Here is a 22,958-nt window from a genome sequence, read left to right as displayed (position 1 = left end):
GCCGGGTGGGACATCCAGGAGCTCACGGCGCAATGCCGGCGATCGCCTCGGCAAAGTCCTTGGCCTCGAAGGGCTCCAGATCGTCGATCCCCTCGCCAACGCCGATGAAATAGACCGGGAGCTTGTGCTTTGCCGAGATCGCCACCAGGATGCCGCCGCGTGCTGTGCCGTCGAGCTTGGTCATGATCAGGCCGCTGACGCCGGCGACGTTGCGGAAGATCTCCACCTGCTGCAGTGCATTCTGTCCGGTCGTCGCATCGAGTGTCTGCAGCACCGTGTGCGGCGCATCGGGATCGAGCTTGCCGAGGACGCGCACGATCTTTTCGAGCTCCGCCATCAGCTCGGCCTTGTTCTGCAGCCTCCCGGCGGTGTCGATGATCAGTACGTCCGACTTTTTCTCGCGGGCCCGCTCGTAGGCCTCGTAGGCGAGGCCCGCCGCATCGGCGCCGAGCTTGGAGGAAACGATGTCTGATTTCGTCCGCTCCGCCCAGATCTTCAGTTGCTCGATCGCCGCTGCTCGGAATGTGTCGCCGGCCGCGAGCATCACCTTCAGCCCTGCGCCGGAGAGCTTGGCAGCAAGCTTGCCGATCGTCGTCGTCTTGCCGGTGCCGTTGACGCCAACGACGAGGATCACATGCGGCTTGTGGCTGAGGTCGAGTTCCAGGGGCTTGGCGACCGGCTCCAGCACCTTGGAAATCTCGCCCGCCATAATGCGGGAGACGTCCTCGCCGGTTACATCCTTCCCGTAGCGCTCCGAGGCAAGCGTGTCGGTGATGCGCATCGCCGTCTCGACACCGAGATCGGCCTGGATCAAGAGATCCTCAAGGTCCTGCAGCGTCGCGTCGTCTAGCTTTCTCTTGGTGAAAAGGCTGGCGATCTGACCCGTGAGCTGCGAGGAGGTGCGGGCCAGGCCGCGGCGCAGGCGCTGATACCAGGAAAGCTTCGGCTGCGGAGCAGCGGCCTCTTCCTTCGGGCGCTTCTCGGAAGCGGCGAAGCCCTTCGGCAGGTTTGGGGCGGGCTCAGCGGATGCGCCAACCCCCTCTGCCCTGGCGGGTATCTCCCCCACGAGGGGGGAGAGAGCTGAGGCACTTTCCTTCTCCACCGCGACGGTTTCGTTGGCAACGACGCTTTCGCTCGCCTCGGCGTTCTCGCCCTTCGTATCGGCGTCTTCCGTGGTTGTCTCGGGCGGGATGGCGACAATGTCCGGAACGGCCTTTGACTCATTTGTGTCGGTCCGGACGTCCTCGGCGGTCACCTCGGTCTCCCTCTGCTCTCCCCCCTCGTGGGGGAGTTGTCCCGAAGGGACAGAGGAGGGTATCGCAGCCTCGGCCTTTTCATCTGCGAGCGTCGCGTAAGGGGGCATCTCCCCCACGAGGGGGGGGATCGGACGCGGGACGCTCTCGTCCTGCACAGCGACGCTTGCGTCGGCGGCGGTGTTTGCGCTCGGCTCGGTCGCGACCCCAGCCGTCCCCTCTTCCTCCTTGTCGGGAACAAAGGGCGTTATCTCCGCCGCATCCGTTGTTTCCGGCGCAACCTCCTGCTGCGGCACGGGTTTTTCCTCGACGGCGTCCTTGCCGAAGGAGAAGATCTTCTTGATGAAACCAATCGCCATGGGATTATCCAGCTATCAGGCCGCAGCCATCTGTTTGGGCCGCATCGTCAGATGCTTGCCGTTATGGCCGGTGATCGCGACCCTCGTCAGAGACCGGGGCTTAAGCCCGGCGGCCTCGACGAGCGTGAAGTTTTCCGTGTGCGCCAGCCCGTTCATCTCGACCAGGATCGTCTGCTCGCTGCCGATCATCCGTTCGAGATGGCTCGCGTAGAGTTCCGCCCCCTTCGAGCGCAGGCGTGCCGCGCGATCCTTGACGAGCGCGCGATCGAGTTGCGGCATGCGCGCGGCCGGCGTTCCGGGGCGCGGGCTATAGGGAAAGACGTGCAGATGCGCGATGCCGCACTCTTCCGCGAGCCGCATGGCGTTGGCGAACATTTCCTCGCTCTCGGTCGGAAAGCCCGCAATCATGTCGGCGCCGAAACTGATTTCCGGCCTCAGGCCGCGCACCTCGTTGCAAAACGCTCGGGCATCGGCGCTCGAATGGCGCCGCTTCATCCGTTTCAGGATCAGGTCGTCGCCATGCTGCAGCGACAGGTGCAGATGCGGCATGAAGCGCGGCTCCTCGGCGATCAGGTCGAGGAGGTGCCGATCCGCCTCGATGCTGTCGATAGACGAGAGCCTCAGGCGCAAGATCTCCGGCACGCGCTTCAGCAGCGTCTTGGCCAAGAGGCCGAGCGTCGGCGTCCCCGGCAGGTCGGCGCCGTAGCTTGTCGCATCGACCCCGGTCAAGACGATTTCGCGGTATCCGCCTTCCACGAGCCGGCAGGCCTGCTCGACGACGGCGCCCATCGGCACGGAGCGGGAATTGCCGCGTCCATAGGGAATGATGCAGAAGGTGCAGCGATGGTCGCAGCCGTTCTGCACCTGGATGAAGGCGCGCACATGCCCGTCGATGTGCTTTACCATCTGCGGCGCCGTGGCGCGCACGCTCATGATATCGTTGACGCGCAGCTTCTCCTCGACCGAAACGCCGAAATCCGGCAGCGAGCGATAGGAAGCGCTCTTGAGCTTCTCCTCGTTGCCGAGCACGGCATCGACCTCCGCCATTTCGGCGAAGGTTTCCTTCTCGGTCTGCGCGGCGCAGCCGGTGACGATAATTCGGGCATGCGGGTTTTCACGGCGCGCCCGGCGGATCGCCTGGCGCGCCTGGCGCACGGCCTCCCCGGTGACGGCGCAGGTATTGACGAGAATGGCGTTGTTCAGGCCCGCTTTCTCGGCCTGCGCCCGCATCACTTCCGATTCGTAGGTGTTGAGCCGGCAGCCGAAGGTTATGACCTCGACGCCGCTCAAAGCGCCCGAGCTCCAGTTTCGCCACTCGTCTCGTCGCGCTGGAAGGCACCGGTAGCGGGATCGAGCGTTCCCGACCATTCCCATTCGGCCGGTCCCGTCATGATTACGTGATCGTCGCTCTCGCGCCACTCGATGACGAGTGGGCCGCCAGGCACGTTCACCGTCACCGTCCGGTCGGTGCGTCCGGTGCGAGCCCCGCTGACGGCAGCGGCGCAGGCAGCTGAGCCGCAGGCAAGCGTCAGGCCTGCGCCGCGCTCCCAGGTCCTCAGGTCCATCTCATTGCGGGAGCGGACATGGGCGATCGAGATATTGGCGCGCTCGGGGAAGATCGGATGGTTTTCGAGCAGCGGCCCGAAGCGCTCGAGCTCGTAGCTCCAGACATCGTCTTCGACCCAGAAGATCGCATGCGGGTTTCCCATCGAAGCGACGGAGGGCGAATGCAGGACGGGATCGTCGATCGGCCCGATCTGCAGCTCGATCCGGCGCGTGTCGTGGAACTCCTCGGCGAGCGGGATGTCCTTCCAGTCGAAACGAGGGATGCCCATGTCGACCGAAATCATCCCGTCGTCATGTTCCCTGGTTTCGAGGAGGCCGGCGACCGTGTGGAAGAGGAAAGCCTTTTTGCCGGTTTCGGCGGCAAGCGCCTGCACCACGCAGCGCGTACCGTTGCCGCAGGCCTGCGCCATCGAGCCGTCGGAATTGATGATGTCGATCCAGGCGTCCGTGCCGGCGGCCTTCGGATCGTGGATTGCCATGATCTGGTCGAACCGGGTCGCCGGGTCCGCATTGAGCATGATCGCGGCTTCGGGCGTGACGCGGTCCTTGCGGCCGCGCATGTCAATCACCAGGATCTTGTTTCCAAGCCCGTTCATCCTGGCAAATTGCACCCGATCGGCCATGTCGCGATTGTCCCAACCCGGCCTCCAGTCCGGAGGCGCTTTTCATTCGGGCTGTATATGGCGGAAAAGCCCGGAAATTACCAGTGCCGGCGTCACTCTCATGCCGGCGGCGCATGAGGTACGTCGAAGACCTCACCCGGACGCAGGGCCCTGAACCGGTCCCGTTCAATGCCCGCCTTGTCGAGTGCAGCCTCGAGCGCTCTCAGCGGATCCTCGATCCCCTCATTGGTCAGCCGGAAGGTGCCCCAATGGTGGCCGGCAACGTGCCCGGCGCCACAGGCGAGCATTCCCATCACAGCCTCTTCCGGATTCTGGTGCTGGCCCTCCATGAACCAGCGCGGTTCGTAGCAGCCGAAGGGCAGGTTGGCGAGGCGGAAGGGTCCATGCTTTTCCCGCGCCGCCCGATAATTGCTGCCGCCGTGAAAGCCGGTGTCGCCAACGTGGTAGATCTTGCCGGCAGGCGTCTCGATGACGAAGGCGGCCCAGAGGGCCATGCGACGGTCGCTGGTGCGGCGCGCAGACCAATGGTGGCAGGGTTCCGCATGGATGACGAAGCCGTCATCCAGGTCGAGTCGATCGCCCCAGTCGACCACCGATATCCGCGCTTCCGGCACGGCACGGCGGATGATCGTGTCGTTGCCGAGCGGCGTAACCATATGCGGCGCATGCTCCGCATGGAGCGCGCCCAACGTGGCGAGATCGAGGTGGTCGTAGTGGTTGTGGGTGACGAGCACGAGGTCGATCGGCGGCAGGTCGGCCATCCGGATTCCTGGCGCGTTGCGGCGAGGGGGGCCGGCAAAGGCGAAAGGGCTCGCGCGACGCGACCAGACGGGATCGCTCAGGATGTTGCGGCCAGCCACCTGGATCAGGAGCGTCGCGTGACCGACCATGGTCACGCGCAGCCGCTCGCCGTCGACGGCCAGGTCGGGTTTCGACGGGCGGAAGGGACTGTCGTAACGCGCCGGCCACCGCATACGCCTGGCGCCGAACTGCCAGCGAACGAGGTCCGCAAGGCCGCGCGGCGCAATGCCTCCAGGATTGAAGAAGCGGATACCATCGAAATGGTCGGAAACCGGACCGCTGTAATAGGGATTGACTTCCTTCCTCATGGCTGCCTCGTCCGCATGCTTGCGAAACATAGGAGAGCAGACCGGCCAATCCCAGGGGGGCGCGGCGAACCGTTAAGAATTTCTTGAAGACGGCAACTCGATTGCTACCATGCTTCAATGCTGGTCCGATTCGACAAACAGGAGCGTCTCTATAAGGCGATCAGGCTCGTCCGCCCCGTCCATCTCAATGTCAGCAGGACGATGGAGAAATTGCTGGAAGGGGCGGGGATCAGCGTCGCCGAGCGCGCCGTCCTCGAGCTCATCTGCGGACAGCCGCTGACGGTCCCGGAGGCGGCCAGGCAGCTCTCCATGAAGCGGCAGTTCGTGCAGCGCGTGGCCGCCGGGCTCATCTCGAAAGGGCTGATCGAGAAGACGCCCAATCCCGAGCACCGCAGCGCCTATCTCTGCGCGCCGACCGCCGCCGGCCGGGATCTGTTCCAGACCGTTCACGGGCGCGAGCTCGAGATGCTGCACGCCGTTCTCGGCGACATCAACCAGACCGAAGTGGTCGTGGCGCTGCGGGTGATGATGCGCATCGACGCCGCCTTCGAGGCGCTTGCGCAGGCGGGGGACGGGAAGGAGGAGAGATCGTGATGCCGCTCTTCTGGACGATCGCGGGGATCGCCATCCTTGCCGTGCTTTTCGTCATCGAGCTGAGGCGGGAACTCAAGGTGACCTATACGCCGACCGCCGGCGAACCCATCGACTTCTCCCTGCGGCCCAATCTTGCGCTGCTGGTGATCGACATGCAGGAGGACTTCACCTCCGTCGGCGGGCGATACGGCTGGGAGGCGGCCTATCGGAAGGCGCGTGTCGAGGCGATCGACATCATGGCCGCAAAGGCCAAGAAGGCGGAAATCCCGGTGATCGCCATTCGCCATGTCCACCGCGCTCCGCTCATCCGGCTGATGATCCGCCTCTTCGGCGAGGGGCGCGGCATACCCGGATCCAAGGGCCTCCGCCTAGCGGAGCTTCCAGTCCAGCCAGACTTCGAGCTGGTAAAATCGCGGAGCGACAGCTTCACCTCCCCGGAACTGGACGGCTATCTCGCGGCGAACAGGGTCGGCACGCTGCTTCTGACCGGGCTCGACGGCTCCTATTGCGTGCAGGCCACCGCCCACGGCGCGCTCAATCGAGGCTATCGGGTCGAGATCGTCAAAGACGCGGTGTTGAGCCACGACGAAGCGGATTGGTGCAGGCATCTCGCGGCCCTGAAGGGCCGCGGCGCCGTCGTCGTTTGATTTGCGGTCCCGGGCGGGACGGTTCGCATTCAGTCGAGGTGGCCTTGACCGGCCGGGATCAGCAATTTATTGAAGCCGACGACGGTTCCCCGACGACGAAGCGAAGGGGATGAATAGGGAACACGGTGCGGGCGACCCAACAGGGACCAAGACCGTGGCTGCCCCCGCAACTGTGAGCGGATTGCCGTCCATCCTCGTGGCGCCTCCAGCGCCATGCCACTGTGCCGCGCGGCACGGGAAGGCAGATGGACGACAGACATCCGCAAGCCAGGAGACCTGCCGTCATGCGTTCGCTCCAATGTCACGGGCGGGGATGCCCGGAACAGGATCTGCCATGACAAAAGCTTCGCGCCTGGCTGCGCCTCCTACCGTCATTCCTCCCCGCGTGAGCGCCTGCGCGCTCCAAACCGCTGACCTTGCGCATCGGCCCCAGGAATCGGAGCCGATTTCGGAAAGCACGATGCTTAGGCCGAGAGACTTGCAGCGCGTCTGACAAGACGCGCGGCGCTGCAAGCGACGCGATCCGTTCATGCCCGCCCGTACATCGTGGCAGCCATTCTTGCAATCGGGGAGATCCAACGTGACCACCATTCCCAGCATCCGCCGCAGCCTGATCGCGTTCGCCGCGCTGATGTCGTCCATCGCCAGCAACGCGCAGGCCGCCGAGACCACCTATCCGCTGACGCTCGCCAATTGCGGCCGCGACGTCACTTTCCAGAAGGCGCCAGAACGTGCCGTCTCGATCGGCCAGAGCAGCACGGAGATCATGTATCTGCTCGGGCTTCAGAACCGGATGGTCGGTACCGCCGTCTGGCTCGGCCCGGTCCTGGAGGGTTACGAAGAGGCGAACGCCAAAGTGAAGCGCCTCGCCGACAATGATCCAAGCTTCGAAAGCGTTCTTGCCGAGAAGCCGGATGTCGTGACAGCGCAGTTCCAGTGGCACGTCGGGCCCGAGGGTGTCGTCGCCAAGCCGGAGCAGTTCGAGGAACTCGGCATTCCGTTCTATACCTCGCCGGCCGATTGCGTCGGCAAGGATAACACCGGCGGCGGCGATGGCGTCCGCCACGCCGTCTTCACCATGGAGCTGATCTACCAGGAGATCGCCGAACTGGCGCAGATCTTCGACGTCCAGGTTCGCGGCGAGAAGCTGATCGCCGAGCTGAAGGCGCGCGAGGAAGCGGCGAGGAAGAAGGTCGCGTCGGCGAATGGCAAGCTTTCCGCGGTGTTCTGGTTCTCGAGCGCCGAGCTCGACATCGATCCCTACGTTGCCGGCAGGAACGGCGCCCCCGGATATATCATGAGGGCGCTTGACATCCGCAACGTCATCGAGAGCGACGAGGAGTGGCCGACCGTCGGCTGGGAAACCATTGCCAAGTCCAATCCGACGATCATCGTCGCGGGCAAGATGGAGCGGCGCCGATACCCTGCCGACGACATCGCTCTCAAGCACCAGTTCCTGAGGTCCGACCCGGTCACAAACCTCATGCCGGCGGTAAAGGATGGTCATGTCGTCGAAATGGACGCTCAAGCGATGAACCCGACGATCCGGACCATCGAAGGAATCGAGGTTCTGGCCGAGGCCATCGCAAAATCCGGCCTGACCCAGTGATCGGCTTCGCGAATTCCCTGTCGAGAACCGGCGCCAGCCTGCTGGCGCTTTTCCTGCTGTTCGCCGCGCTCTGGCTGGGTGCGGCGATCGGCGAGACGGCGATCCCGATGGACGTCGTCGGCCGGACGATTGCCAATCGGCTATGGCAAGCCGGGTACTCGCTCGACCCGATCAACGAGGGCGTCGTCTGGAACTACCGCCTCAGCCGTGCCGTGGTGGCGGCCTGCTGCGGCTCGGCGCTTGCACTTTCCGGCGTCGTGCTGCAATCGCTGTTGCGCAACCCCTTGGCCGATCCGTACATTCTCGGCATCTCTGCAGGTGCATCGACGGGCGCGGTCGCCGTGGCTATCCTCGGTTTTGGCGCCGGTCTGCTGACTATGCCGCTGGGGGCCTTCCTCGGCGCGCTTCTCGCCTTCGGGCTCGTCAGCCTGCTCGCAATGCGCGCGGGCAGGGGGCACGGGGCGATCATCCTGGCCGGTGTCGCCGGCTCGCAGCTCTTCAACGCGCTCACCTCCTTGATCGTCACCAAGGCGGCCAATGCGGAACAGTCGCGCGCGATCATGTTCTGGCTGCTCGGCAATCTGTCCGGCGTCCGCTGGCCCGATGCCTGGCTCGCGGTGCCCACCGCCGTGATCGGACTGCTTGTCTGTCTGTGGCATGCTCGCGCGCTCGATGCCTTCACGTTCGGCTCCGAGGCGGCCGCTTCTCTCGGCGTCCCGGTCCGGCGGGTCTATGTCGTCCTGATCGGCGCATCGGCGATGATGACGGCGGCCATGGTCAGCATCGTGGGGTCAATCGGTTTCGCCGGGCTCGTCATACCGCACGCGGCCCGCATGCTTGTCGGCATTCGGCACGGGGTGCTGCTGCCGGCTTCCGCTTTGATCGGCGCGATATTCATGATCGCCGCCGACATCGTGTCGCGCGTAATCATTCCGGGACAGGTGCTGCCGATCGGCGTCGTGACCGCGCTCGTCGGCGCTCCGGCCTTCGCAATCCTTCTCGGCAGGCGTGGAGCGGCTCGATGAGATTATCGGCATGCAACGTCTCGTGGTCCAAGGGCGGGGTTTCCATCCTCGAGAACGTCTCGCTGGATGTCGTGCCGGGCGAATTTCTCGGCATCGTCGGGCCGAACGGCTCCGGAAAGACGAGCCTCATGTCGCTCCTGGCAGGTCTCCGGCGGCCCAAGTCGGGTCGAATACTGGTCGACGGACAGGCCATCGACAGGCTCAGCCGGCGCGAAATCGCCAAGCGTATCGCCTTGGTCGAGCAGCAGGCCGAAACTGGCGAACGCATATCCGCCCGCCAGGCCGTGGAGCTCGGTCGTACGCCGCATCTCGGTGCGCTCGCCCCCTGGTCGTCGAAAGACGACGCGATTGTCGACGAAGCGCTCCGCAATGTCGACATGGAGCGATTGGCCGCCCGGCTGTGGCACACGCTTTCAGGCGGAGAGCGGCAGCGCCTGCACATCGCCCGCGCTCTCGCGCAACAGCCGCAGGTCCTGCTTCTCGACGAGCCGACCAACCACCTGGATATCGGCCATCAGATCGGTCTGCTGCAACTCGTCCGCCAGCAGAAGCTGACGGCCGTCGCGGCCCTGCACGATCTCAACCACGCGGCCATGTTCTGCGATCGCATCGCTTTGATGAGCGGCGGCCGCATCGTTGCGCTTGGGCGCCCATCCGATGTCCTCAGCGGCGAGCGAATCGCCGCCGTCTTCGGGATCGACGTCGATGTGGTACATGAGAGCGGGGGGCGCTGCCACATCCGTTACCGGCCGCCCGGTTCACCGGTCGTCGAAATGCCGGTGCTCAGGAGGATTTCATCATGATCGGTGTTGCCGTGCCTCCCTGTGGACCTCATCGGCATTCGCTTGGGCAGCAGCCTATGCAAATGCGCATGAGGTGCCTCGCGGTCTCTGCGGCCCTTCGACAATCCCGATTCGCAGCGCTGCAAAGATCGCTATGAGATCGGAGAGATGGCTCTGCCTCATCTCAGAGGGAGTCCGTCCAGGAGAAAGCCGAGGCCCTTCCTGAAAGCGCCGTCCCAATCGTCATCCAAAAGCAAATGGGAGCTTTCGATGGTCGGGTACCGTTCGCTGAGGCTTGTGAGGCGCTGCTGCGCGGCCGCCCTGTCGGCGTCCAAAAAGTCGAAGCTCGCCCGGGTGATGGTGGCACCCATCACATAGTTCCACAGCGACCATATTGCGGCGTTCAAGTCTGCGTCTCCCACGCCGGCGGCGGACAAGGTCTTGCTCAGCAGTTCCAGGCGATTGAGTATGTTCGGCCCGAGGGCCCGGCGCGGCAATAGTGACGCCGACCAAGGATGTCGCAGCATGCTCGCGCGCCAGTCCTCGAGCATGTGAAGGACTTCGCCTCGCCAGTCTTGGGGTTCAGCTTTTTGCTGCGGTCCGCGATATTCGAGCACTGTGTCGAGCGCCAGGTCAAAGACCGCCTCCTTGTTGTCGACATGCCAATAAAGGCTCATCGCGCCCGAACCGACGCGATCGGCCAACTTGCGCATCGTCAAGCCATTGACCCCTTCAGCGTCCAGCAACTCTATCGCGGTCACCACAATACGCCCGAGAGAAAGAGGCTGTTCACCGCCCCGCTCCTGCGCGGACGGAGGAGGGCTTCTTGTCCGCTGAGACCGTTTGCCAGTGGCTCGCCCAGATTTGTTTGCCATTCGTCTACCTTGCTGATCAGAACGTCGACTCTGTCTGAAAATGCGACGCCGCCGATTGTGACCCAATTGACTCGTACGTCGTACGATGCGATCAGATCGTACGCCGTACGACTTGATCATACGAGCGTTTGGTTGATGTTCAATCCTGTAGGCTGCGATGGGTCATTTACCCGCAGTCCTCAGAGCCAAGAGAAAATCATGTCACTCGTAATCAAGCATTCGCTTATCGGAGGGCTAATCGTTATGACCATGGGCGTTCCAACTACGACGGCGGCGAACGAGAACGATCTCAAGCTGACCATCGTCAATCCACCGAATCTTGGCGACCCGTCGCCGAATGGCTACAGCACGGCGGTGATAGTGCCCTCTAATGCCCGGATGGCCTACATCTCCGGACAGGGCGGCTTCGATAGCACGGGAGCCTTGTCGCCCGACTTCGACGTCCAGGTCGCACAGGCCTACGCAAATTTGCGCACCGTCCTCGAGGGGATCGGTGCAAAGCCTGATCAGGTCGCCAAGCTCACGGTCTACGTAGTCGATCACGACATGTCGAAGCTTGAAGTCCTGACCAGGAACGTCAAGGAAATGTTCGGCGAAAGGCTGCCTGCGCAGACCCTGGTCCCCGTTCCCAAGCTCGCGATCGACCCTATGCTCTTCGAGGTGGAAGCCGTGGTCATGCTTGACTAGCCGGCACCTCTCGCGGCCCGGCCAGTCGCAAGGATTCGCGTGCCAGATCAAGGTTCCCAATCTTGCAAGGCTGGCGCCGAATGCCGCGGCTTCGCTTCCGCTCCTTGACTTTCCGCCCGCTTTCCTGTTTATCGCGGCAAAATTCCTTCGCAAGTGTTGACTTCGAAGCCGCCGACCGGGCCCCGCAAAGGTATAAAGAGAGCCCGGAGGTCACCATCCGACAGCGCGTTGCGCCCTCGGGTGGTTTTCGGCTTTGCGCCTTGTTTTCCGCGCGAGGGACCCCACGTTTCCGGCGAGCCCCAAGGTCAACCGGAAGCCAGAAGGAAGAGAGAATGTTCGAGAGCCTGCAGGACCGTCTTGGTTCCATATTGAATGGACTGACCGGCCGCGGCGCCCTGTCGGAAGCCGATGTTTCCGCGGCGCTTCGGGAGGTTCGCCGTGCGCTGCTCGAAGCCGACGTCGCGCTCGACGTCGTGCGCTCCTTCACGGAGAGGGTCCGCGAGAAGGCGGTTGGCGCCGAGATCTTGAAGTCGATCAAGCCCGGCCAGATGGTCGTCAAGATCGTCCATGACGAGCTTGTCGCCATGCTCGGCTCGGAAGGGGTGACGATCGACCTCAACGCGCCTGCGCCCGTCGTCGTCATGATGGTCGGCCTGCAGGGCTCGGGCAAGACGACGACGACCGGCAAGATCGCCAAGCGGCTGACGAGCCGCGACAAGAAGAAAGTCCTCATGGCGTCGCTCGACACCCGTCGGCCGGCCGCCCAGGAGCAGTTGCGCCAGCTCGGCGCCCAGACCGGCATCGACACCCTGCCGATCATCGCCGGCCAGTCGCCGACCGACATCGCCGCTCGCGCTGTCCAGGCGGCAAAGCTCGGCGGCCACGACGTCGTCATCCTCGATACTGCCGGCCGCACCCATATCGACGAGCCGCTGATGATCGAGATGGCGGAGATCAAGCGGAAGTCCAACCCGCACGAGATTCTCCTCGTTGCCGACGCGCTTACCGGCCAGGACGCCGTCAATCTCGCCCGCAACTTCGACGACCGGGTCGGCATCACCGGGCTGGTCTTGACCCGCATGGATGGCGACGGCCGCGGCGGTGCGGCACTCTCGATGCGCGCCGTCACCGGCAAGCCGATCAAGCTGATCGGCGTCGGCGAGAGGATGGACGAACTCGAGGAGTTCCATCCCCGCCGCGTCGCCGACCGCATCCTCGGCATGGGCGACATCGTCTCGCTGGTCGAGAAGGCGGCGGAGAACATCGACGCCGAAAAGGCGGCGGCGATGGCCGCCAAGATGGCGAAAGGCAAGTTCGACCTGAACGACCTCGCCGATCAGTTGCGCCAGATGCAGAAGATGGGCGGCATGGGCGGCATCATGGGCTTGATGCCCGGCATGGCCGGTATGAAGGACAAGATGGCCGCGGCCGGGCTTGACGATTCCCTGTTCAAGCGCCAGCTCGCCATCATCTCCTCGATGACCAAGGCCGAGCGCGCCAATCCGGATATGCTCAAGCATTCGCGCAAGAAGCGGATCGCGACCGGCTCCGGCACCGACGCCTCGGACATCAACAAGCTCCTGAAGATGCACCGCCAGATGGCCGACATGATGAAGATGATGGGCGGCAAGGGCAAAGGCGGAATGATGAAGCAGATGATGGGCGGCCTTGCCAACAAGATGGGCCTCGGTGGCCTCGGCGGCGGCATGCCAGATCTCTCGAAGCTCGATCCGAAACAGCTCGAAGCTCTGCAGAAGCAGGCGGAAACCGCCGGTCTCGGCCCGAATATGCCTGGGCTGGGCGGCGGCCTGCCTGGCCAAGGATTACCAGGATTGGGCGGCCCCAAGCTGCCGGGCCTTGGCGGTTTCCCCGGCCTGCCCGGCCTGCCGAAGAAGAAGTGAGGATCGCAACGGATGCTTGATCCCGAGATCAAAGAGGAATTGGCGAGTTACCGGCAGTCGATAGACAATATCGATGCCGCCCTTGTCCATATGCTGGCCGAACGCTTCCGCTGCACCAAGGCGGTGGGCGTTCTGAAGGCCAAGCACAGACTGCCGCCGGCCGACCCGGCGCGCGAAGAATACCAGATCGAACGCCTTCGGCGGCTCGCCAAGGACGCCAATCTGGACCCGGATTTCGCCGAGAAGTTCCTGAACTTCATCATCAAGGAAGTCATCCGGCATCATGAAGCCATCGCCGCCGATCGCTCGCAGCCCGCGGGCAGCGCCGGCACTACAAGTTCCGCTTGAACGAAGCGGTCAAGAAAGCCTGCAAGGAGTAAATTGAAATGGCACTGAAAATTCGTCTCGCCCGCGGCGGTTCCAAGAAGCGCCCCTACTACCAGATCGTCGTTGCCGATGCTCGCTCGCCCCGTGACGGCCGCTTCCTGGAAAAGCTCGGCTCCTGGAATCCGATGCTTGCCAAGGACGACGCAAAGCGCGTTGAGCTCAACGCCGAGCGCGTGAGCCACTGGATCGCTCAGGGTGCCCAGCCGACCGACCGCGTGCTTCGCTTCCTCGACCAGGCAGGCCTCGCCCAGCGCCCGGCCCGCAGCAACCCGACAAAGGCCCTGCCGGGCAAGAAGGCACAGGAGCGGGCTGCCGAAGCCAAGCAGCGCGCCGAAGAGGCAGCCGCCGCCGCTGCGGAAGCTGCCGCAGAATAATACGTCCGGAGCGGATTGGGCCACGTGTGTGCGGTTTTCCGCCCGCATCCCGCTCAGACCTACTCTCGGCCATGTTGCAATACGGGTGGCATTTCCATGCCGCCCGTTTTGCTTTATTTGCTCTCGCAGAGAATTGGCGGTTGCAGACCGCCCTTACCGGATCCCGCGGATGACGAAGCTAAACAACCCTGTCCTGATGGCGACGATCGGTGCGGCGCAAGGCCTGCGCGGCGAGGTGCGGGTGAAATCCTATACAGACGACCCGATCGCGCTCGGCAGCTACGGCAATCTGCACAGCGAAGACGGCCGCGTCTTCGAGATACTCGAAATCCGTGAAGCGAAGAACATGGTCGTCGTGCGCTTTCGCGGGATCAACGACCGCACCTCCGCCGAGGCGCTGAACGGGCTCGAGCTTTTCATCGAACGCGACAACCTTCCGGACGAGGATCTCGACGAGGACGAGTTCTTCTATGCCGATCTCGAAGGGCTGGAGGCGGTCGACGCCGAGGGTAAAAGCTATGGCGCAGTGACGGGTGTGTTCGATTTCGGCGCCGGCGATCTCCTGGAATTGAAAGGACCGGGCAGGCGGCCGGTGCTGATCCCCTTCACCGAATGGTCGGTTCTGGAAATCGATCTCGAGGCAGGCAAGCTGCTGGTCGATCCTGTTGCGGCGGGTCTCCTCGACGACAAGGACGATGGCCTCGGCAAATCATTCCCGACCGGGCGCAAGTGACAAAGCCATGACTTTCCGCGCATCCGTGCTGACGCTCTATCCGGAGATGTTCCCCGGGCATCTCGGCGTGTCGCTCGCGGGCAAGGCTCTCAGCCGCGGCCAATGGTCAATCGATGCCGTGCAGATCCGCGATTTCGCCGAGGACAAGCACCGCACCGTCGACGACACCCCGGCAGGCGGCGGCGCCGGCATGGTGCTGAAGCCGGATGTGCTTGCCCGCGCCATCGACTATGTCTCGGCGGATGACCACCGGCCGCGGCTGCTGATGAGCCCGCGCGGGCGGACACTGACGCAGGCGCGCGTGCGCGAGCTTGCCTCTGGCCCAGGCGTCGTCATCGTCTGCGGCCGTTTCGAGGGGGTCGACCAGCGCGTCATCGATACGCGACAGCTCGAGGAAGTGTCGATCGGCGACTACATTCTTTCGGGCGGCGAGCCGGCGGCGCTGGTGCTGCTCGATGCGGTGGTGCGCATCCTGCCGGGCGTCATGGGCAATGAACTTTCCGGCCTGCATGAAAGCTTCGAGGGCGGGCTGCTCGAGCACCCGCATTACACGCGGCCGCAGGTCTTCGAAGGCCGGGAGATTCCGGCGGTGCTGACCTCCGGCAATCACGGCGCGATCGCCAAATGGCGAGAGGCCGAGGCACGGCGGCTGACCGAGGAACGGCGGCCGGATCTGCTGAAGGGTGATCCGAATCCCCCGGCAAACGATGCGAAGCCCGATTCGCGTCAGCCGGTAAAAAGATAATAGGCGGCCAGCAGCAAACCGACTGCGACGACAAGCGCGCGGATGACGGCCTGGGGCACGCGCCGGGCCGCCCAAACGCCCGAATAGCCGCCAAGCGCCGCACCCGGCACCATGATCGCCGCATGCAGCCAGGAAACGACGCCGCCGGCAGCGAAGACGAAGATGGCAATCGTCGCGATGACGATCGAGATGAAGTTCTTGAGCGCGTTCAGCCGGTGATAGCCACCGCCTGTCGCAAGCCCGAGCACGGCGAGCATCATGATGCCCATGCCGGCCCCGAAGAAGCCGCCATAGATGGAGGTTGCAAACTGGCTCGCGGCGCCGAGGGGACCGATCCTGTGTTCATCGCTGCGCGCCTTCGGCTTCAACAGCGGCCCAGCCGCGAAGATCGCGGTTGCGGCAATCAGGAGCCAGGGCACCATCGCGCGGAAGGACGGATTGGAGAGCGACAAGAGGATCAGCGCCCCGGCAAGGCCGCCGATCGCGGAAATGATCCCGAGCACGACGGCATTGCGCCAATCGGCGCGAATCTCCTTCGCATAGGCGAGCGCCGAGGTGACGTAGCCGGGAAGCTGGATGATCGAGGAGGTGGCATTGGCGACGATCGGCGGCAGTCCGCCAAGCGTCATCGCGCCGAAGGTGAGAAAAGTGCCGCCGCCGGCGATCGCATTGACGACGCCGGACAGGAATCCCGCAACGAACAGCAGAAGCACGTGGAATATCGTCATCCTCTCCCCCGAACCGGCGCGGAGATCGGGATAGCGGCTGGCAGCGCCGACTGCAAGCCCGTCAGGCGATCACGCCGCAATACTCCCTCCGCGCGACGCGGAGGGAGTTGTCGGTTTTAGCCGCCTCACGCAAGCCGGGCGCAGGCGGCGGCGATGCGGGTGAGCGCTTCCTTCAGCTCCCCTTCCGAGGTCGCGTAGGAGATGCGGAAGAAAGGCGAGAGGCCGAAGGCCGTGCCCGGCACGACGGCGACGTGGGCGTCCTCCAGCAGATAGGCGCAGAAGTCTGCATCGGTTTCGATCCGTTTGCCGACGGGGGTCACCCGACCAAGCATGCCCTTACAGCCAGAGAAGGTGTAGAAGGCGCCTTCCGGAACGCGGCAGTCGAGACCCTCGATCGCGTTCAGGCCGGCGACGACGAGGTCGCGGCGGCGCTGAAAACTCTGCCTGCGCTCCTTCAGGAATTCCTGCGGGCCGGTGAGCGCCGCGACCGAAGCGGCCTGGCTGACCGATGAAGGGCACGAGGTCGCCTGGCTCTGGACGACGGCCATCGCCTTGATCAGCTCGCGCGGCCCCCCGGCATAACCGATGCGCCAACCGGTCATCGCATAGGCTTTCGAGACGCCGTTGACGGTCAACGTACGTTCCTTGAGGCGGGGCTCGAGCTGGGCGGGCGTGACGAAATCGAAGTCGTCATAGACGATGTGCTCGTACATGTCGTCGACGAGCAGCCAGACATGCGGATGCTTGAGCAGCACGTCGAGAAGCGGGCGGTAGTCGGCCGCGCCATAGGCCGCGCCGGAGGGGTTGGAGGGCGAGTTCAAGAGCACCCACCGGGTCCGTGGCGTGATCGCCGCTTCGAGCTTCTCGGCGGTCAGGCGGAAACCGGAAGATGCATCGCAGGCGATCAATACCGGCTTGCCTTCGCAGATCTGGACGATGTCGGAATAGGAGGTCCAATAGGGCGTCGGTATGATCACCTCGTTGCCCGGATCGACCGTCGCCGCCATGGCATTGAACAGGATCTGCTTGGCGCCGGTGGCGACCGTGACTTCATCGAGCTCGTAGGCGATGCCGTTCTCGCGCTGGAATTTCTCCCGAATTGCCTGTTTCAGTTCCGGCGTGCCGTCGAGCGCGGTGTATTTCGTCTCGCCGCGCCGGATTGCCTGCGAGGCCGCCTCCTTGACGTGGTCCGGCGTGTCGAAATCCGGTTCGCCGGCGCCGAGGATGATCACCGGCTTGCCTTCTCGCTTCATGGCACTGGCGCGGGCGCCGATCTTCAGGATTTCCGAAACGCCGATCGAGGAAATCCGCGAGGCGGGCCGAAAGCCCGCCTCCTTCACCGTTGCATTGATGGTCATGGCCGATCCTATTCGATGTCGCCAGCTATTCGATGTCGCCAATCATTCGATATCGAACGAGACGCCCTGCGCCAGCGGCAGAGCCTTCGAATAGTTCACGGTGTTGGTGGCCCGGCGCATATAGGCCTTCCAGGCGTCCGAGCCGGATTCGCGGCCGCCGCCCGTCTCCTTCTCGCCGCCGAATGCGCCGCCGATTTCCGCGCCGGAGGTGCCGATATTGACGTTGGCTATGCCGCAATCGGAGCCGTCGGCCGCGAGGAAGCGTTCCGATTCCTGCATGTCGCGGGTGAAGATCGACGAGGAAAGGCCGGCGGCAACCGCATTGTGCTCGGCGACCACCGCGTCGAAGTCGCTATATTTCATCACATAGAGGACCGGCGCGAAGGTCTCTTCGAGAACCGGGCCTTCCTGCTTCGGCATTTCGACGATCGCCGGCTTGACGTAATAGCCGTTTTCGTAGCCGAGCTCGACGCGTTCGCCGCCGGTGACCGAACCGCCATGCGCCTTCGCCTCGGCGATCGCCTTCTGCATGTTGTCGAAGGCCGCCTTGTCGACGAGCGGCCCGACGAGTGCCGAGCTTTCGAGCGGATTGCCGACGGAGACCGACTGATAGGCCTTCTTCAGCCGCGGCACGAGCTGATCATAGACGCTCTCATGCACGAACAGACGGCGCAGCGTCGTGCAGCGCTGACCGGCGGTGCCCATCGCGCCGAAGGCGATTGCGCGCAGCGCCATGTCGAGATCGGCCGAGGGGCAGACGATGCCGGCATTGTTGCCGCCGAGTTCGAGGATGCCGCGGGCGAAGCGCTTGGCGAGCCGCGGACCGACCTCGCGGCCCATGCGGGTGGATCCGGTCGCCGAGACGAGCGGAACCTTCGGATGGTCGACGAGCACCTCGCCGATCGAACGGTCGCCGATCAGCACTTGCGACAGGCCCGCCGGCGCATCGCCGAAGCGGGCGAGCGCACGCTCAAGGATCGCCTGGCAGGCAAGGGCGGTGAGCGGCGTCTTCTCCGACGGCTTCCACACGACGGCGTCGCCGCAGACGAGCGCAAGCGCCGCATTCCACGACCAGACGGCTACGGGGAAGTTGAAGGCCGAAATGATGCCGACGACGCCGAGCGGATGCCAGGTTTCCATCATCCGGTGGCCGGGCCGTTCGGTTGCGATCGTCAGACCGTAGAGCTGGCGCGAAAGGCCGACGGCGAAATCGCAGATGTCGATCATCTCCTGCACTTCGCCAAGGCCCTCGGAAGGGATCTTGCCGGCTTCGATCGAGACCAGGCGGCCGAGATCGGCCTTGAAGGCACGCAATTCCTCGCCGAGCAGGCGGACAAGTTCGCCGCGCTTCGGCGCCGGCACCATCCGCCAGGCACGGAAGGCTTCGTCGGCCTTCTCGATCTTCTTCGCGGCTTCGGCCGCCGTGTCGGTCTTGAGGCTTGCGATCTGTTCGCCGGTGACCGGGCTGAAGGACGGCATGTCGCCGCCGGTGTAGAGTTCCTTGGCGACGCCCAGCTTCTCAAGGAGGGCGGCTACCTCACTGGCGACGTCGACTTTGGTGGCTGCAATATTCATGTGTAATGCTCCCGTTTGATTCTAGGCGACTTAGCCAAACCGCACGCTGCCGAGCCTTCCCGGCGAAGTGATCGTCTTGAGGCCCGCCGCCATTTCCTTCAGTTTTTCCGGCGTGTAGAAATCGTAATAGGCCTGATTGCGGCGGCCGATCGCATGCTCTGCACTGAAGCTGCCGCCATACTGCTCGACCGCGACGGCGAACACCCATTCGCGCAGGCGCTGTTCGAAGGCCGGGTCGGTCAATAGCGGGCTATCCCTCGCAACGACCAGGTTGAAGTGGACCCCGCCATCGCCGATATGGCCGAAATCGCAGATGGTGACGCCCGGAAACTCAGCCGGCATCTCCGCTTTCATATGGTCGCAGAAGACCATGATGTCACCCCGGCGGAAGGAGAGATCGAAAGCGATAAGCTTGCCGAGATGCTTCACTCCTTCCGAAAGCGCATGACGCAGCGCCCAGGTCTCGTGCGGTGGACCGATGAAGGCGTCCGCGAGCGGCGCTTCCTCCGTCTCCCATATTTCCGCAAGCACGCCTTCGAGCACCGAGTCGAGCGATTGCTCGCCGTCGCGCGGCGCCCAGGTTCGGGAAACCTCGGCGAGGATCACGTAGTCCGGTATGTTTCCGGCCTGGAACGGATTCTTCAGCGACGGCACATGGGCGAAGGCTGCTGCAAGCGCATTCTTCGACATGCCTTCAAAGGCCGAAAGATAGGCTCCAAGCCGTTCTTCCATGGCGTTCAGGAGCGGCAGCACCTCTGCTCCGCTCGCAGGCACCAGCAAGGCCGTTGCCGATTGCTTGGGAACGCGCTCGAGATTGAGCACGCATTCGGTGACGATCCCGAAAGCGCCGGAGGTGCCGATGAAGAGCTGTTTCCAGTCGACGCCGGTATTGTTCTTGCGCAATTCACTATCGAGATCGAGCACCGTCCCCGCCTCATCCGCGAGCACCACCTTGAGACCCAGCGTGTTGCGGCGGACGTCGCCATATTTCAGGAAGCGCGAACCGCCCGTGTTGGTCGCGATCATGCCGCCGATGCGTGGATCGGCACCAAGATCGATTGGGAAGAAAAGCTCGTGCTCTTCGAGCCGTCGGTTGAGCTCCGACAGGCGAACCCCCGCATCGACCCGAACCGCGCGGTTATCTAGGTCGAGTTCGAACTGCCGGGACAGCCGGTCGAGGCTGAGCACGACTTCATCACCGGAATTGTCCGGCGTCGAGCCGGATACGAGGCCGGTATTGCCGGACTGCGGAATGACCAGAATGCCGTTGCGCACGCAATAGCCGACCGCGGCGGAAACCTCAGCCGTCGTTGCCGGGCGCAGCACGGCGCCCGCACGACCGCGATCGTAGCGCGCGCCGGTCTCGTAGGCTTCCATGTCTTCCGGACGTGTCACCACGGCCTTTTCCCCAAGGAGCTCCGTGAGCGCGTCGATATGGTCCATTGCGATCATTGTTGGCGTATCATTCCGCTGCGACAGCCGCCGTCAACCCGTTGAGGCACGCTTCGATCGATGCCTTTTCCATACCGGCATAGTGGTCGAATTCGTTGAGCACGGCGACGCCGAGATCGGCCTCAAAGCGTTGCTGGTTCGGGCTCGCGACGAATTCCTGCTGCGCGGCGTCGCCGAGATTCGACTGGAAGATACCGGCGGCGCTGACCGGAAGGAAGTCCTCGTAGACGATCGGATCGAACTCGATGAGGCCGTCGGCGATCAGCGCTCGGAGCTCGCGACGGCCGGGAAGCTTCGTCTGCCTGCCCTTTTCCGTCAGAGAATAGCTGAAATAGCCGAGCCCTGCCTCGCGAATCTCGGCCCAGCTGTCCGGGAAAGCCCTGAAGGCCGTTGCGAGTGCGGCCTCGTACTCGCGGGCGTTGGAGCCGTCGGCGGCGGGGCGGACGATCTTGCGCGACTGGTCGAGCAGCCGATCATAGAGGGCGCGGCCCTTCGGCGTCAGTGCGATGCCGCGCTGTTCGATCTCGCCGAAACGGGCCGTATGGGAGCCGGTTTTCCAGCCGCCGTCGGCGCGGAAGGAGACCGGTTCTTCGAGCGCCTTGAAGGACGTCTGGCGAAGCAGGATCGGGCAATTGCGAGTCGGCGGCCCCTCGACCACCGCTTTGGGCGCAATGCCGTGTTCCGGCATCAGCGCCTGCACCTTGTCGATATCGAGCGTGCGCGGCGTCAGGTGATTGATGTGCGGACCCTTGAAGGAGACGACGTCGGCGATCAGCCGGTGCGCGTCGTGCAGACGCTTGTACATGTCGGCGCTGACATTCGCCTTGTCGTGCCAGCGGAAGGTTTCGAGAACTTCAGCCACGAAACGCTCGGCATCGGCCCTGTCGAGACCGCCCTGGCGTTCGGCCTTCAGGGTGAGCTCGACCGCTCCAGGTGTGAAGATCCGGCGCTCCCCGAGAATCGTTTCGGCTTCGGCCCGCAGGATTTCGTCGGCGATCAGGTCGAGTCTGAGGAGCGAAGTAAACACCCGGAACGGATTGCGCTTCAGCGACGCCTCGCCGACGGGGCGGAAGGCGGTGGAATGCACCGGCACGCCCGCGGTCGAAAGATCGTAGTAACCAACCGGATACATGCCCATCACAGCAAAGACCCGGCGCATCATCGAAAGCTCCGCGGGCGTGCCCAGGCGGATCGCGCCATGCCGTTCCTCGGAGATACGGTCGAGAGAATCGGTCGCTTGCAGGCGCTCCCTTAATCCTGCATTCGCCGCCAGCGTGTCCTCGTTCACCTTCGCGACCAGTTCCATCAGCGTGCCGTAGGCCGGAACCTCCTCGCGGTACATGACGGACATCGCGGCGGAAAAGGCCGAACGAATATCGTCGGTCGAAACGAAACTATTCTCTTTCACTGGGACTCGCCTCGCGCTAAGGGTGAAGGACAAGATCATTCTTATTTCAGATCATATCGGAAGCCCGGAGCGTTGGATCGCGTTGCTTCTGACTATGTTGATGCGAGGCTGGAATGAAGTTGAGCCGCCGACTGGTCCCCGACGTGACGACGCTGCAGGCCTTCGAATGCGCCGCACGCCACGGCAGCTTCACCCAGGCTGCCGCCGAGCTCAATCTGACGCAGAGTGCCGTCAGCCGCCAGATCAAGGACCTCGAAACCCAGCTCGGCGTGCTTCTCTTCGAGCGGGTGCGTCAGCGGGTCATCCTCTCGGATGCGGGGCAGAAATTCCTGCCGGAGGTCCGCCGCCTGCTCAACCAGACCGAGGAGCTGATGGTGCGCGCCATGGCCTCGGCGCGCGCCGAGTCGAGTCTCTCCATCGCCTCGTTGCCGACCTTCGGCAGCCGCTGGCTGGTGACGCGCCTGCCCGATTTCCTGAGCCGGCATCCCGGCACCGTTCTCAACATCGCCTCGCGCTCTGCACCGTTCGATTTCGACGAGCAGAATTTCGATCTGGCGATCCATTATGGCCAACCCGTCTGGGCACGCGCCATCTGCAGCTATCTCTGCAGCGAGATTATCGTTCCAGTCGCAAGCCCGTCACTCCTGGCGGCCAACCCGGTCGAGACGTCAGAGGACCTCGGCGTCGGGCCACTGCTGCACCTTGCGACGAGGCCAAAGCTCTGGGCGCAATGGTTCGAGGCGAGCGGCGTCGACAGCCAGGGCGCCTATCGCGGCAATCGTTTCGACCAGTTTTCGATGGTCATCGAAGCGGCCGCCGCAGGTCTCGGTTTTGCCCTTTTGCCTCGCTATCTGATCGAACAGGAACTCGCCGCAGGCACGCTGCGGATCGTACTCGATCGACCGATGCAGACTGAGAACAGCTATTACCTCGTGGTTCCGGAGGGCAAATTGGAAAATCCGATCAGCCGCGCTTTCCGGGAGTGGATCAGCGACCAGGTCGGCTGATCCGGCGCAAGGGGTTCGGCCGGATTGTTCGCGACTGGCGCCATCCACCCCGGACCGCACCGACCAGGAAAGGGCGCATTTGAGAGAGACGTTCATCGAGCCCAGGGAGAGCCGGAGGAGGTCCGCTCTCCCCGTCCGGCAGGCTTACCGGATCCGTGCAC

General features: G+C 64.0%; 21 protein-coding genes, 1 pseudogene and 1 riboswitch. Of the genes and pseudogenes, 12 read left to right on the top strand and 10 right to left on the bottom strand.

Going from position 1 to position 22,958, the window contains the following annotated elements; genetic code table 11:
* Window positions 1–22: 22 nt before the first annotated feature.
* The 4 genes from ftsY to J2Z31_RS20890 all read right to left on the bottom strand — a co-directional run bounded on the left by ftsY (window position 23) and on the right by J2Z31_RS20890 (window position 4,910).
* Window positions 23–1,612 (bottom strand): signal recognition particle-docking protein FtsY, encoded by a 1,590-nt coding sequence (gene ftsY / locus J2Z31_RS20905; protein ID WP_209604191.1) that lies wholly within the window; start codon window positions 1,610–1,612, stop codon window positions 23–25.
* 15 nt (window positions 1,613–1,627) lie between these two features.
* Entirely contained in the window at window positions 1,628–2,902 is a 1,275-nt protein-coding gene (mtaB, locus tag J2Z31_RS20900) for a tRNA (N(6)-L-threonylcarbamoyladenosine(37)-C(2))-methylthiotransferase MtaB (protein ID WP_209604189.1), read from the bottom strand.
* Window positions 2,899–3,801 (bottom strand): diaminopimelate epimerase, encoded by a 903-nt coding sequence (gene dapF, locus J2Z31_RS20895; protein ID WP_209604187.1) that lies wholly within the window; start codon window positions 3,799–3,801, stop codon window positions 2,899–2,901. The genes mtaB and dapF overlap by 4 nt, the downstream gene beginning before the upstream one ends.
* A 98-nt stretch (window positions 3,802–3,899) precedes the next feature.
* Window positions 3,900–4,910 (bottom strand): MBL fold metallo-hydrolase, encoded by a 1,011-nt coding sequence (locus tag J2Z31_RS20890; RefSeq protein WP_209604185.1) that lies wholly within the window; start codon window positions 4,908–4,910, stop codon window positions 3,900–3,902.
* A 117-nt stretch (window positions 4,911–5,027) separates the two neighbouring features.
* Here J2Z31_RS20890 and J2Z31_RS20885 point away from each other — a divergent pair, with 117 nt between their 5' ends.
* From J2Z31_RS20885 to J2Z31_RS20865, 5 genes and pseudogenes are all read left to right on the top strand, one after another.
* Complete coding sequence (locus tag J2Z31_RS20885) at window positions 5,028–5,504, top strand: MarR family winged helix-turn-helix transcriptional regulator (RefSeq protein ID WP_209604183.1); 477 nt, start codon at window positions 5,028–5,030, stop codon at window positions 5,502–5,504.
* On the top strand, window positions 5,504–6,151 hold the full coding sequence (locus tag J2Z31_RS20880; RefSeq protein ID WP_209604181.1) for a cysteine hydrolase family protein: 648 nt from the start codon (window positions 5,504–5,506) through the stop codon (window positions 6,149–6,151). Before J2Z31_RS20885 ends, J2Z31_RS20880 begins: the two co-directional genes overlap by 1 nt.
* Before the next feature lie 65 nt (window positions 6,152–6,216).
* Window positions 6,217–6,449: riboswitch (cobalamin riboswitch) on the top strand.
* Between the two features lie 360 nt (window positions 6,450–6,809).
* A pseudogene (locus J2Z31_RS20875) lies at window positions 6,810–7,760 on the top strand (ABC transporter substrate-binding protein); the annotation flags it as partial.
* Window positions 7,757–8,785: a FecCD family ABC transporter permease gene (locus J2Z31_RS20870; protein ID WP_209604177.1), complete on the top strand. Its 1,029-nt coding sequence runs from the start codon at window positions 7,757–7,759 to the stop codon at window positions 8,783–8,785. The pseudogene J2Z31_RS20875 and the gene J2Z31_RS20870, both read left to right, overlap by 4 nt.
* Window positions 8,782–9,588 (top strand): ABC transporter ATP-binding protein, encoded by an 807-nt coding sequence (locus tag J2Z31_RS20865; protein ID WP_209604176.1) that lies wholly within the window; start codon window positions 8,782–8,784, stop codon window positions 9,586–9,588. The genes J2Z31_RS20870 and J2Z31_RS20865 overlap by 4 nt, the downstream gene beginning before the upstream one ends.
* 158 nt (window positions 9,589–9,746) lie before the next feature.
* Here the strand turns inward: J2Z31_RS20865 and J2Z31_RS20860 are convergent, their stop codons facing one another.
* On the bottom strand, window positions 9,747–10,442 hold the full coding sequence (locus J2Z31_RS20860; RefSeq protein ID WP_209604480.1) for a TetR/AcrR family transcriptional regulator: 696 nt from the start codon (window positions 10,440–10,442) through the stop codon (window positions 9,747–9,749).
* A gap of 198 nt (window positions 10,443–10,640) precedes the next feature.
* Between J2Z31_RS20860 and J2Z31_RS20855 the strand changes: the two genes are divergently transcribed.
* From J2Z31_RS20855 to trmD, 6 genes are all read left to right on the top strand, one after another.
* The gene (locus J2Z31_RS20855; protein WP_209604174.1) at window positions 10,641–11,129 is read left to right on the top strand and encodes a RidA family protein; all 489 of its coding nucleotides are present in this window, start codon (window positions 10,641–10,643) and stop codon (window positions 11,127–11,129) included.
* A gap of 332 nt (window positions 11,130–11,461) precedes the next feature.
* Window positions 11,462–13,030: a signal recognition particle protein gene (gene ffh / locus J2Z31_RS20850; RefSeq protein ID WP_209604172.1), complete on the top strand. Its 1,569-nt coding sequence runs from the start codon at window positions 11,462–11,464 to the stop codon at window positions 13,028–13,030.
* Window positions 13,031–13,042: 12 nt separating this feature from the next.
* Entirely contained in the window at window positions 13,043–13,378 is a 336-nt protein-coding gene (locus J2Z31_RS20845; RefSeq protein WP_209604171.1) for a chorismate mutase, read from the top strand.
* Between the two features lie 38 nt (window positions 13,379–13,416).
* The gene (gene rpsP, locus J2Z31_RS20840; protein ID WP_209604170.1) at window positions 13,417–13,791 is read left to right on the top strand and encodes a 30S ribosomal protein S16; all 375 of its coding nucleotides are present in this window, start codon (window positions 13,417–13,419) and stop codon (window positions 13,789–13,791) included.
* A 169-nt stretch (window positions 13,792–13,960) separates the two neighbouring features.
* Window positions 13,961–14,524, top strand: a complete 564-nt coding sequence (gene rimM / locus J2Z31_RS20835; protein WP_209604169.1) for a ribosome maturation factor RimM — start codon at window positions 13,961–13,963, stop codon at window positions 14,522–14,524.
* A 7-nt stretch (window positions 14,525–14,531) separates the two neighbouring features.
* Window positions 14,532–15,269: a tRNA (guanosine(37)-N1)-methyltransferase TrmD gene (trmD, locus tag J2Z31_RS20830; RefSeq protein WP_209604167.1), complete on the top strand. Its 738-nt coding sequence runs from the start codon at window positions 14,532–14,534 to the stop codon at window positions 15,267–15,269.
* Here the strand turns inward: trmD and J2Z31_RS20825 are convergent.
* The 5 genes from J2Z31_RS20825 to hglS all read right to left on the bottom strand — a co-directional run bounded on the left by J2Z31_RS20825 (window position 15,251) and on the right by hglS (window position 21,790).
* Complete coding sequence (locus J2Z31_RS20825; protein ID WP_209604165.1) at window positions 15,251–15,997, bottom strand: sulfite exporter TauE/SafE family protein; 747 nt, start codon at window positions 15,995–15,997, stop codon at window positions 15,251–15,253. The genes trmD and J2Z31_RS20825 overlap by 19 nt on opposite strands.
* A 125-nt stretch (window positions 15,998–16,122) precedes the next feature.
* Window positions 16,123–17,355, bottom strand: coding sequence for a pyridoxal phosphate-dependent aminotransferase (locus tag J2Z31_RS20820; protein ID WP_209604163.1), 1,233 nt, complete (start codon window positions 17,353–17,355; stop codon window positions 16,123–16,125).
* Window positions 17,356–17,397: 42 nt separating this feature from the next.
* A complete protein-coding gene (amaB, locus tag J2Z31_RS20815; RefSeq protein WP_209604161.1) occupies window positions 17,398–18,930 on the bottom strand; it encodes an L-piperidine-6-carboxylate dehydrogenase in 1,533 nt (510 codons plus the stop codon).
* 30 nt (window positions 18,931–18,960) lie between these two features.
* Window positions 18,961–20,382, bottom strand: a complete 1,422-nt coding sequence (locus J2Z31_RS20810; RefSeq protein ID WP_209604159.1) for an FAD-binding oxidoreductase — start codon at window positions 20,380–20,382, stop codon at window positions 18,961–18,963.
* Window positions 20,383–20,392: 10 nt separating this feature from the next.
* The gene (gene hglS, locus J2Z31_RS20805) at window positions 20,393–21,790 is read right to left on the bottom strand and encodes a 2-oxoadipate dioxygenase/decarboxylase HglS (protein ID WP_209604157.1); all 1,398 of its coding nucleotides are present in this window, start codon (window positions 21,788–21,790) and stop codon (window positions 20,393–20,395) included.
* A gap of 113 nt (window positions 21,791–21,903) precedes the next feature.
* Between hglS and J2Z31_RS20800 the strand changes: the two genes are divergently transcribed.
* Window positions 21,904–22,797, top strand: a complete 894-nt coding sequence (locus tag J2Z31_RS20800) for a LysR family transcriptional regulator (protein WP_209604155.1) — start codon at window positions 21,904–21,906, stop codon at window positions 22,795–22,797.
* Window positions 22,798–22,958 lie beyond the last annotated feature (161 nt).

Source organism: Sinorhizobium kostiense, assembly GCF_017874595.1.
GTDB lineage: Bacteria > Pseudomonadota > Alphaproteobacteria > Rhizobiales > Rhizobiaceae > Sinorhizobium > Sinorhizobium kostiense.
Note: the sequence above shows the minus strand (reverse complement) of the source record. Positions and strands in the feature narration are given on the sequence as shown.

What these genes read in the sequence shown, in the direction of transcription:
- amaB (WP_209604161.1), bottom strand. Translation starts at nt 18,930, where the DNA reads ATGAATATTGCAGCCACCAAAGTCGACGTCGCCAGTGAGGTAGCCGCC.
- J2Z31_RS20845 (WP_209604171.1), top strand. Translation starts at nt 13,043, where the DNA reads ATGCTTGATCCCGAGATCAAAGAGGAATTGGCGAGTTACCGGCAGTCG.
- rimM (WP_209604169.1), top strand. Translation starts at nt 13,961, where the DNA reads ATGACGAAGCTAAACAACCCTGTCCTGATGGCGACGATCGGTGCGGCG.
- J2Z31_RS20890 (WP_209604185.1), bottom strand. Translation starts at nt 4,910, where the DNA reads ATGAGGAAGGAAGTCAATCCCTATTACAGCGGTCCGGTTTCCGACCAT.
- rpsP (WP_209604170.1), top strand. Translation starts at nt 13,417, where the DNA reads ATGGCACTGAAAATTCGTCTCGCCCGCGGCGGTTCCAAGAAGCGCCCC.
- J2Z31_RS20880 (WP_209604181.1), top strand. Translation starts at nt 5,504, where the DNA reads ATGCCGCTCTTCTGGACGATCGCGGGGATCGCCATCCTTGCCGTGCTT.
- J2Z31_RS20810 (WP_209604159.1), bottom strand. Translation starts at nt 20,382, where the DNA reads ATGATCGCAATGGACCATATCGACGCGCTCACGGAGCTCCTTGGGGAA.
- ffh (WP_209604172.1), top strand. Translation starts at nt 11,462, where the DNA reads ATGTTCGAGAGCCTGCAGGACCGTCTTGGTTCCATATTGAATGGACTG.
- J2Z31_RS20825 (WP_209604165.1), bottom strand. Translation starts at nt 15,997, where the DNA reads ATGACGATATTCCACGTGCTTCTGCTGTTCGTTGCGGGATTCCTGTCC.
- J2Z31_RS20820 (WP_209604163.1), bottom strand. Translation starts at nt 17,355, where the DNA reads ATGACCATCAATGCAACGGTGAAGGAGGCGGGCTTTCGGCCCGCCTCG.
- J2Z31_RS20865 (WP_209604176.1), top strand. Translation starts at nt 8,782, where the DNA reads ATGAGATTATCGGCATGCAACGTCTCGTGGTCCAAGGGCGGGGTTTCC.
- J2Z31_RS20885 (WP_209604183.1), top strand. Translation starts at nt 5,028, where the DNA reads ATGCTGGTCCGATTCGACAAACAGGAGCGTCTCTATAAGGCGATCAGG.
- J2Z31_RS20860 (WP_209604480.1), bottom strand. Translation starts at nt 10,442, where the DNA reads ATGGCAAACAAATCTGGGCGAGCCACTGGCAAACGGTCTCAGCGGACA.
- J2Z31_RS20800 (WP_209604155.1), top strand. Translation starts at nt 21,904, where the DNA reads ATGAAGTTGAGCCGCCGACTGGTCCCCGACGTGACGACGCTGCAGGCC.
- J2Z31_RS20855 (WP_209604174.1), top strand. Translation starts at nt 10,641, where the DNA reads ATGTCACTCGTAATCAAGCATTCGCTTATCGGAGGGCTAATCGTTATG.
- ftsY (WP_209604191.1), bottom strand. Translation starts at nt 1,612, where the DNA reads ATGGCGATTGGTTTCATCAAGAAGATCTTCTCCTTCGGCAAGGACGCC.
- trmD (WP_209604167.1), top strand. Translation starts at nt 14,532, where the DNA reads ATGACTTTCCGCGCATCCGTGCTGACGCTCTATCCGGAGATGTTCCCC.
- dapF (WP_209604187.1), bottom strand. Translation starts at nt 3,801, where the DNA reads ATGGCCGATCGGGTGCAATTTGCCAGGATGAACGGGCTTGGAAACAAG.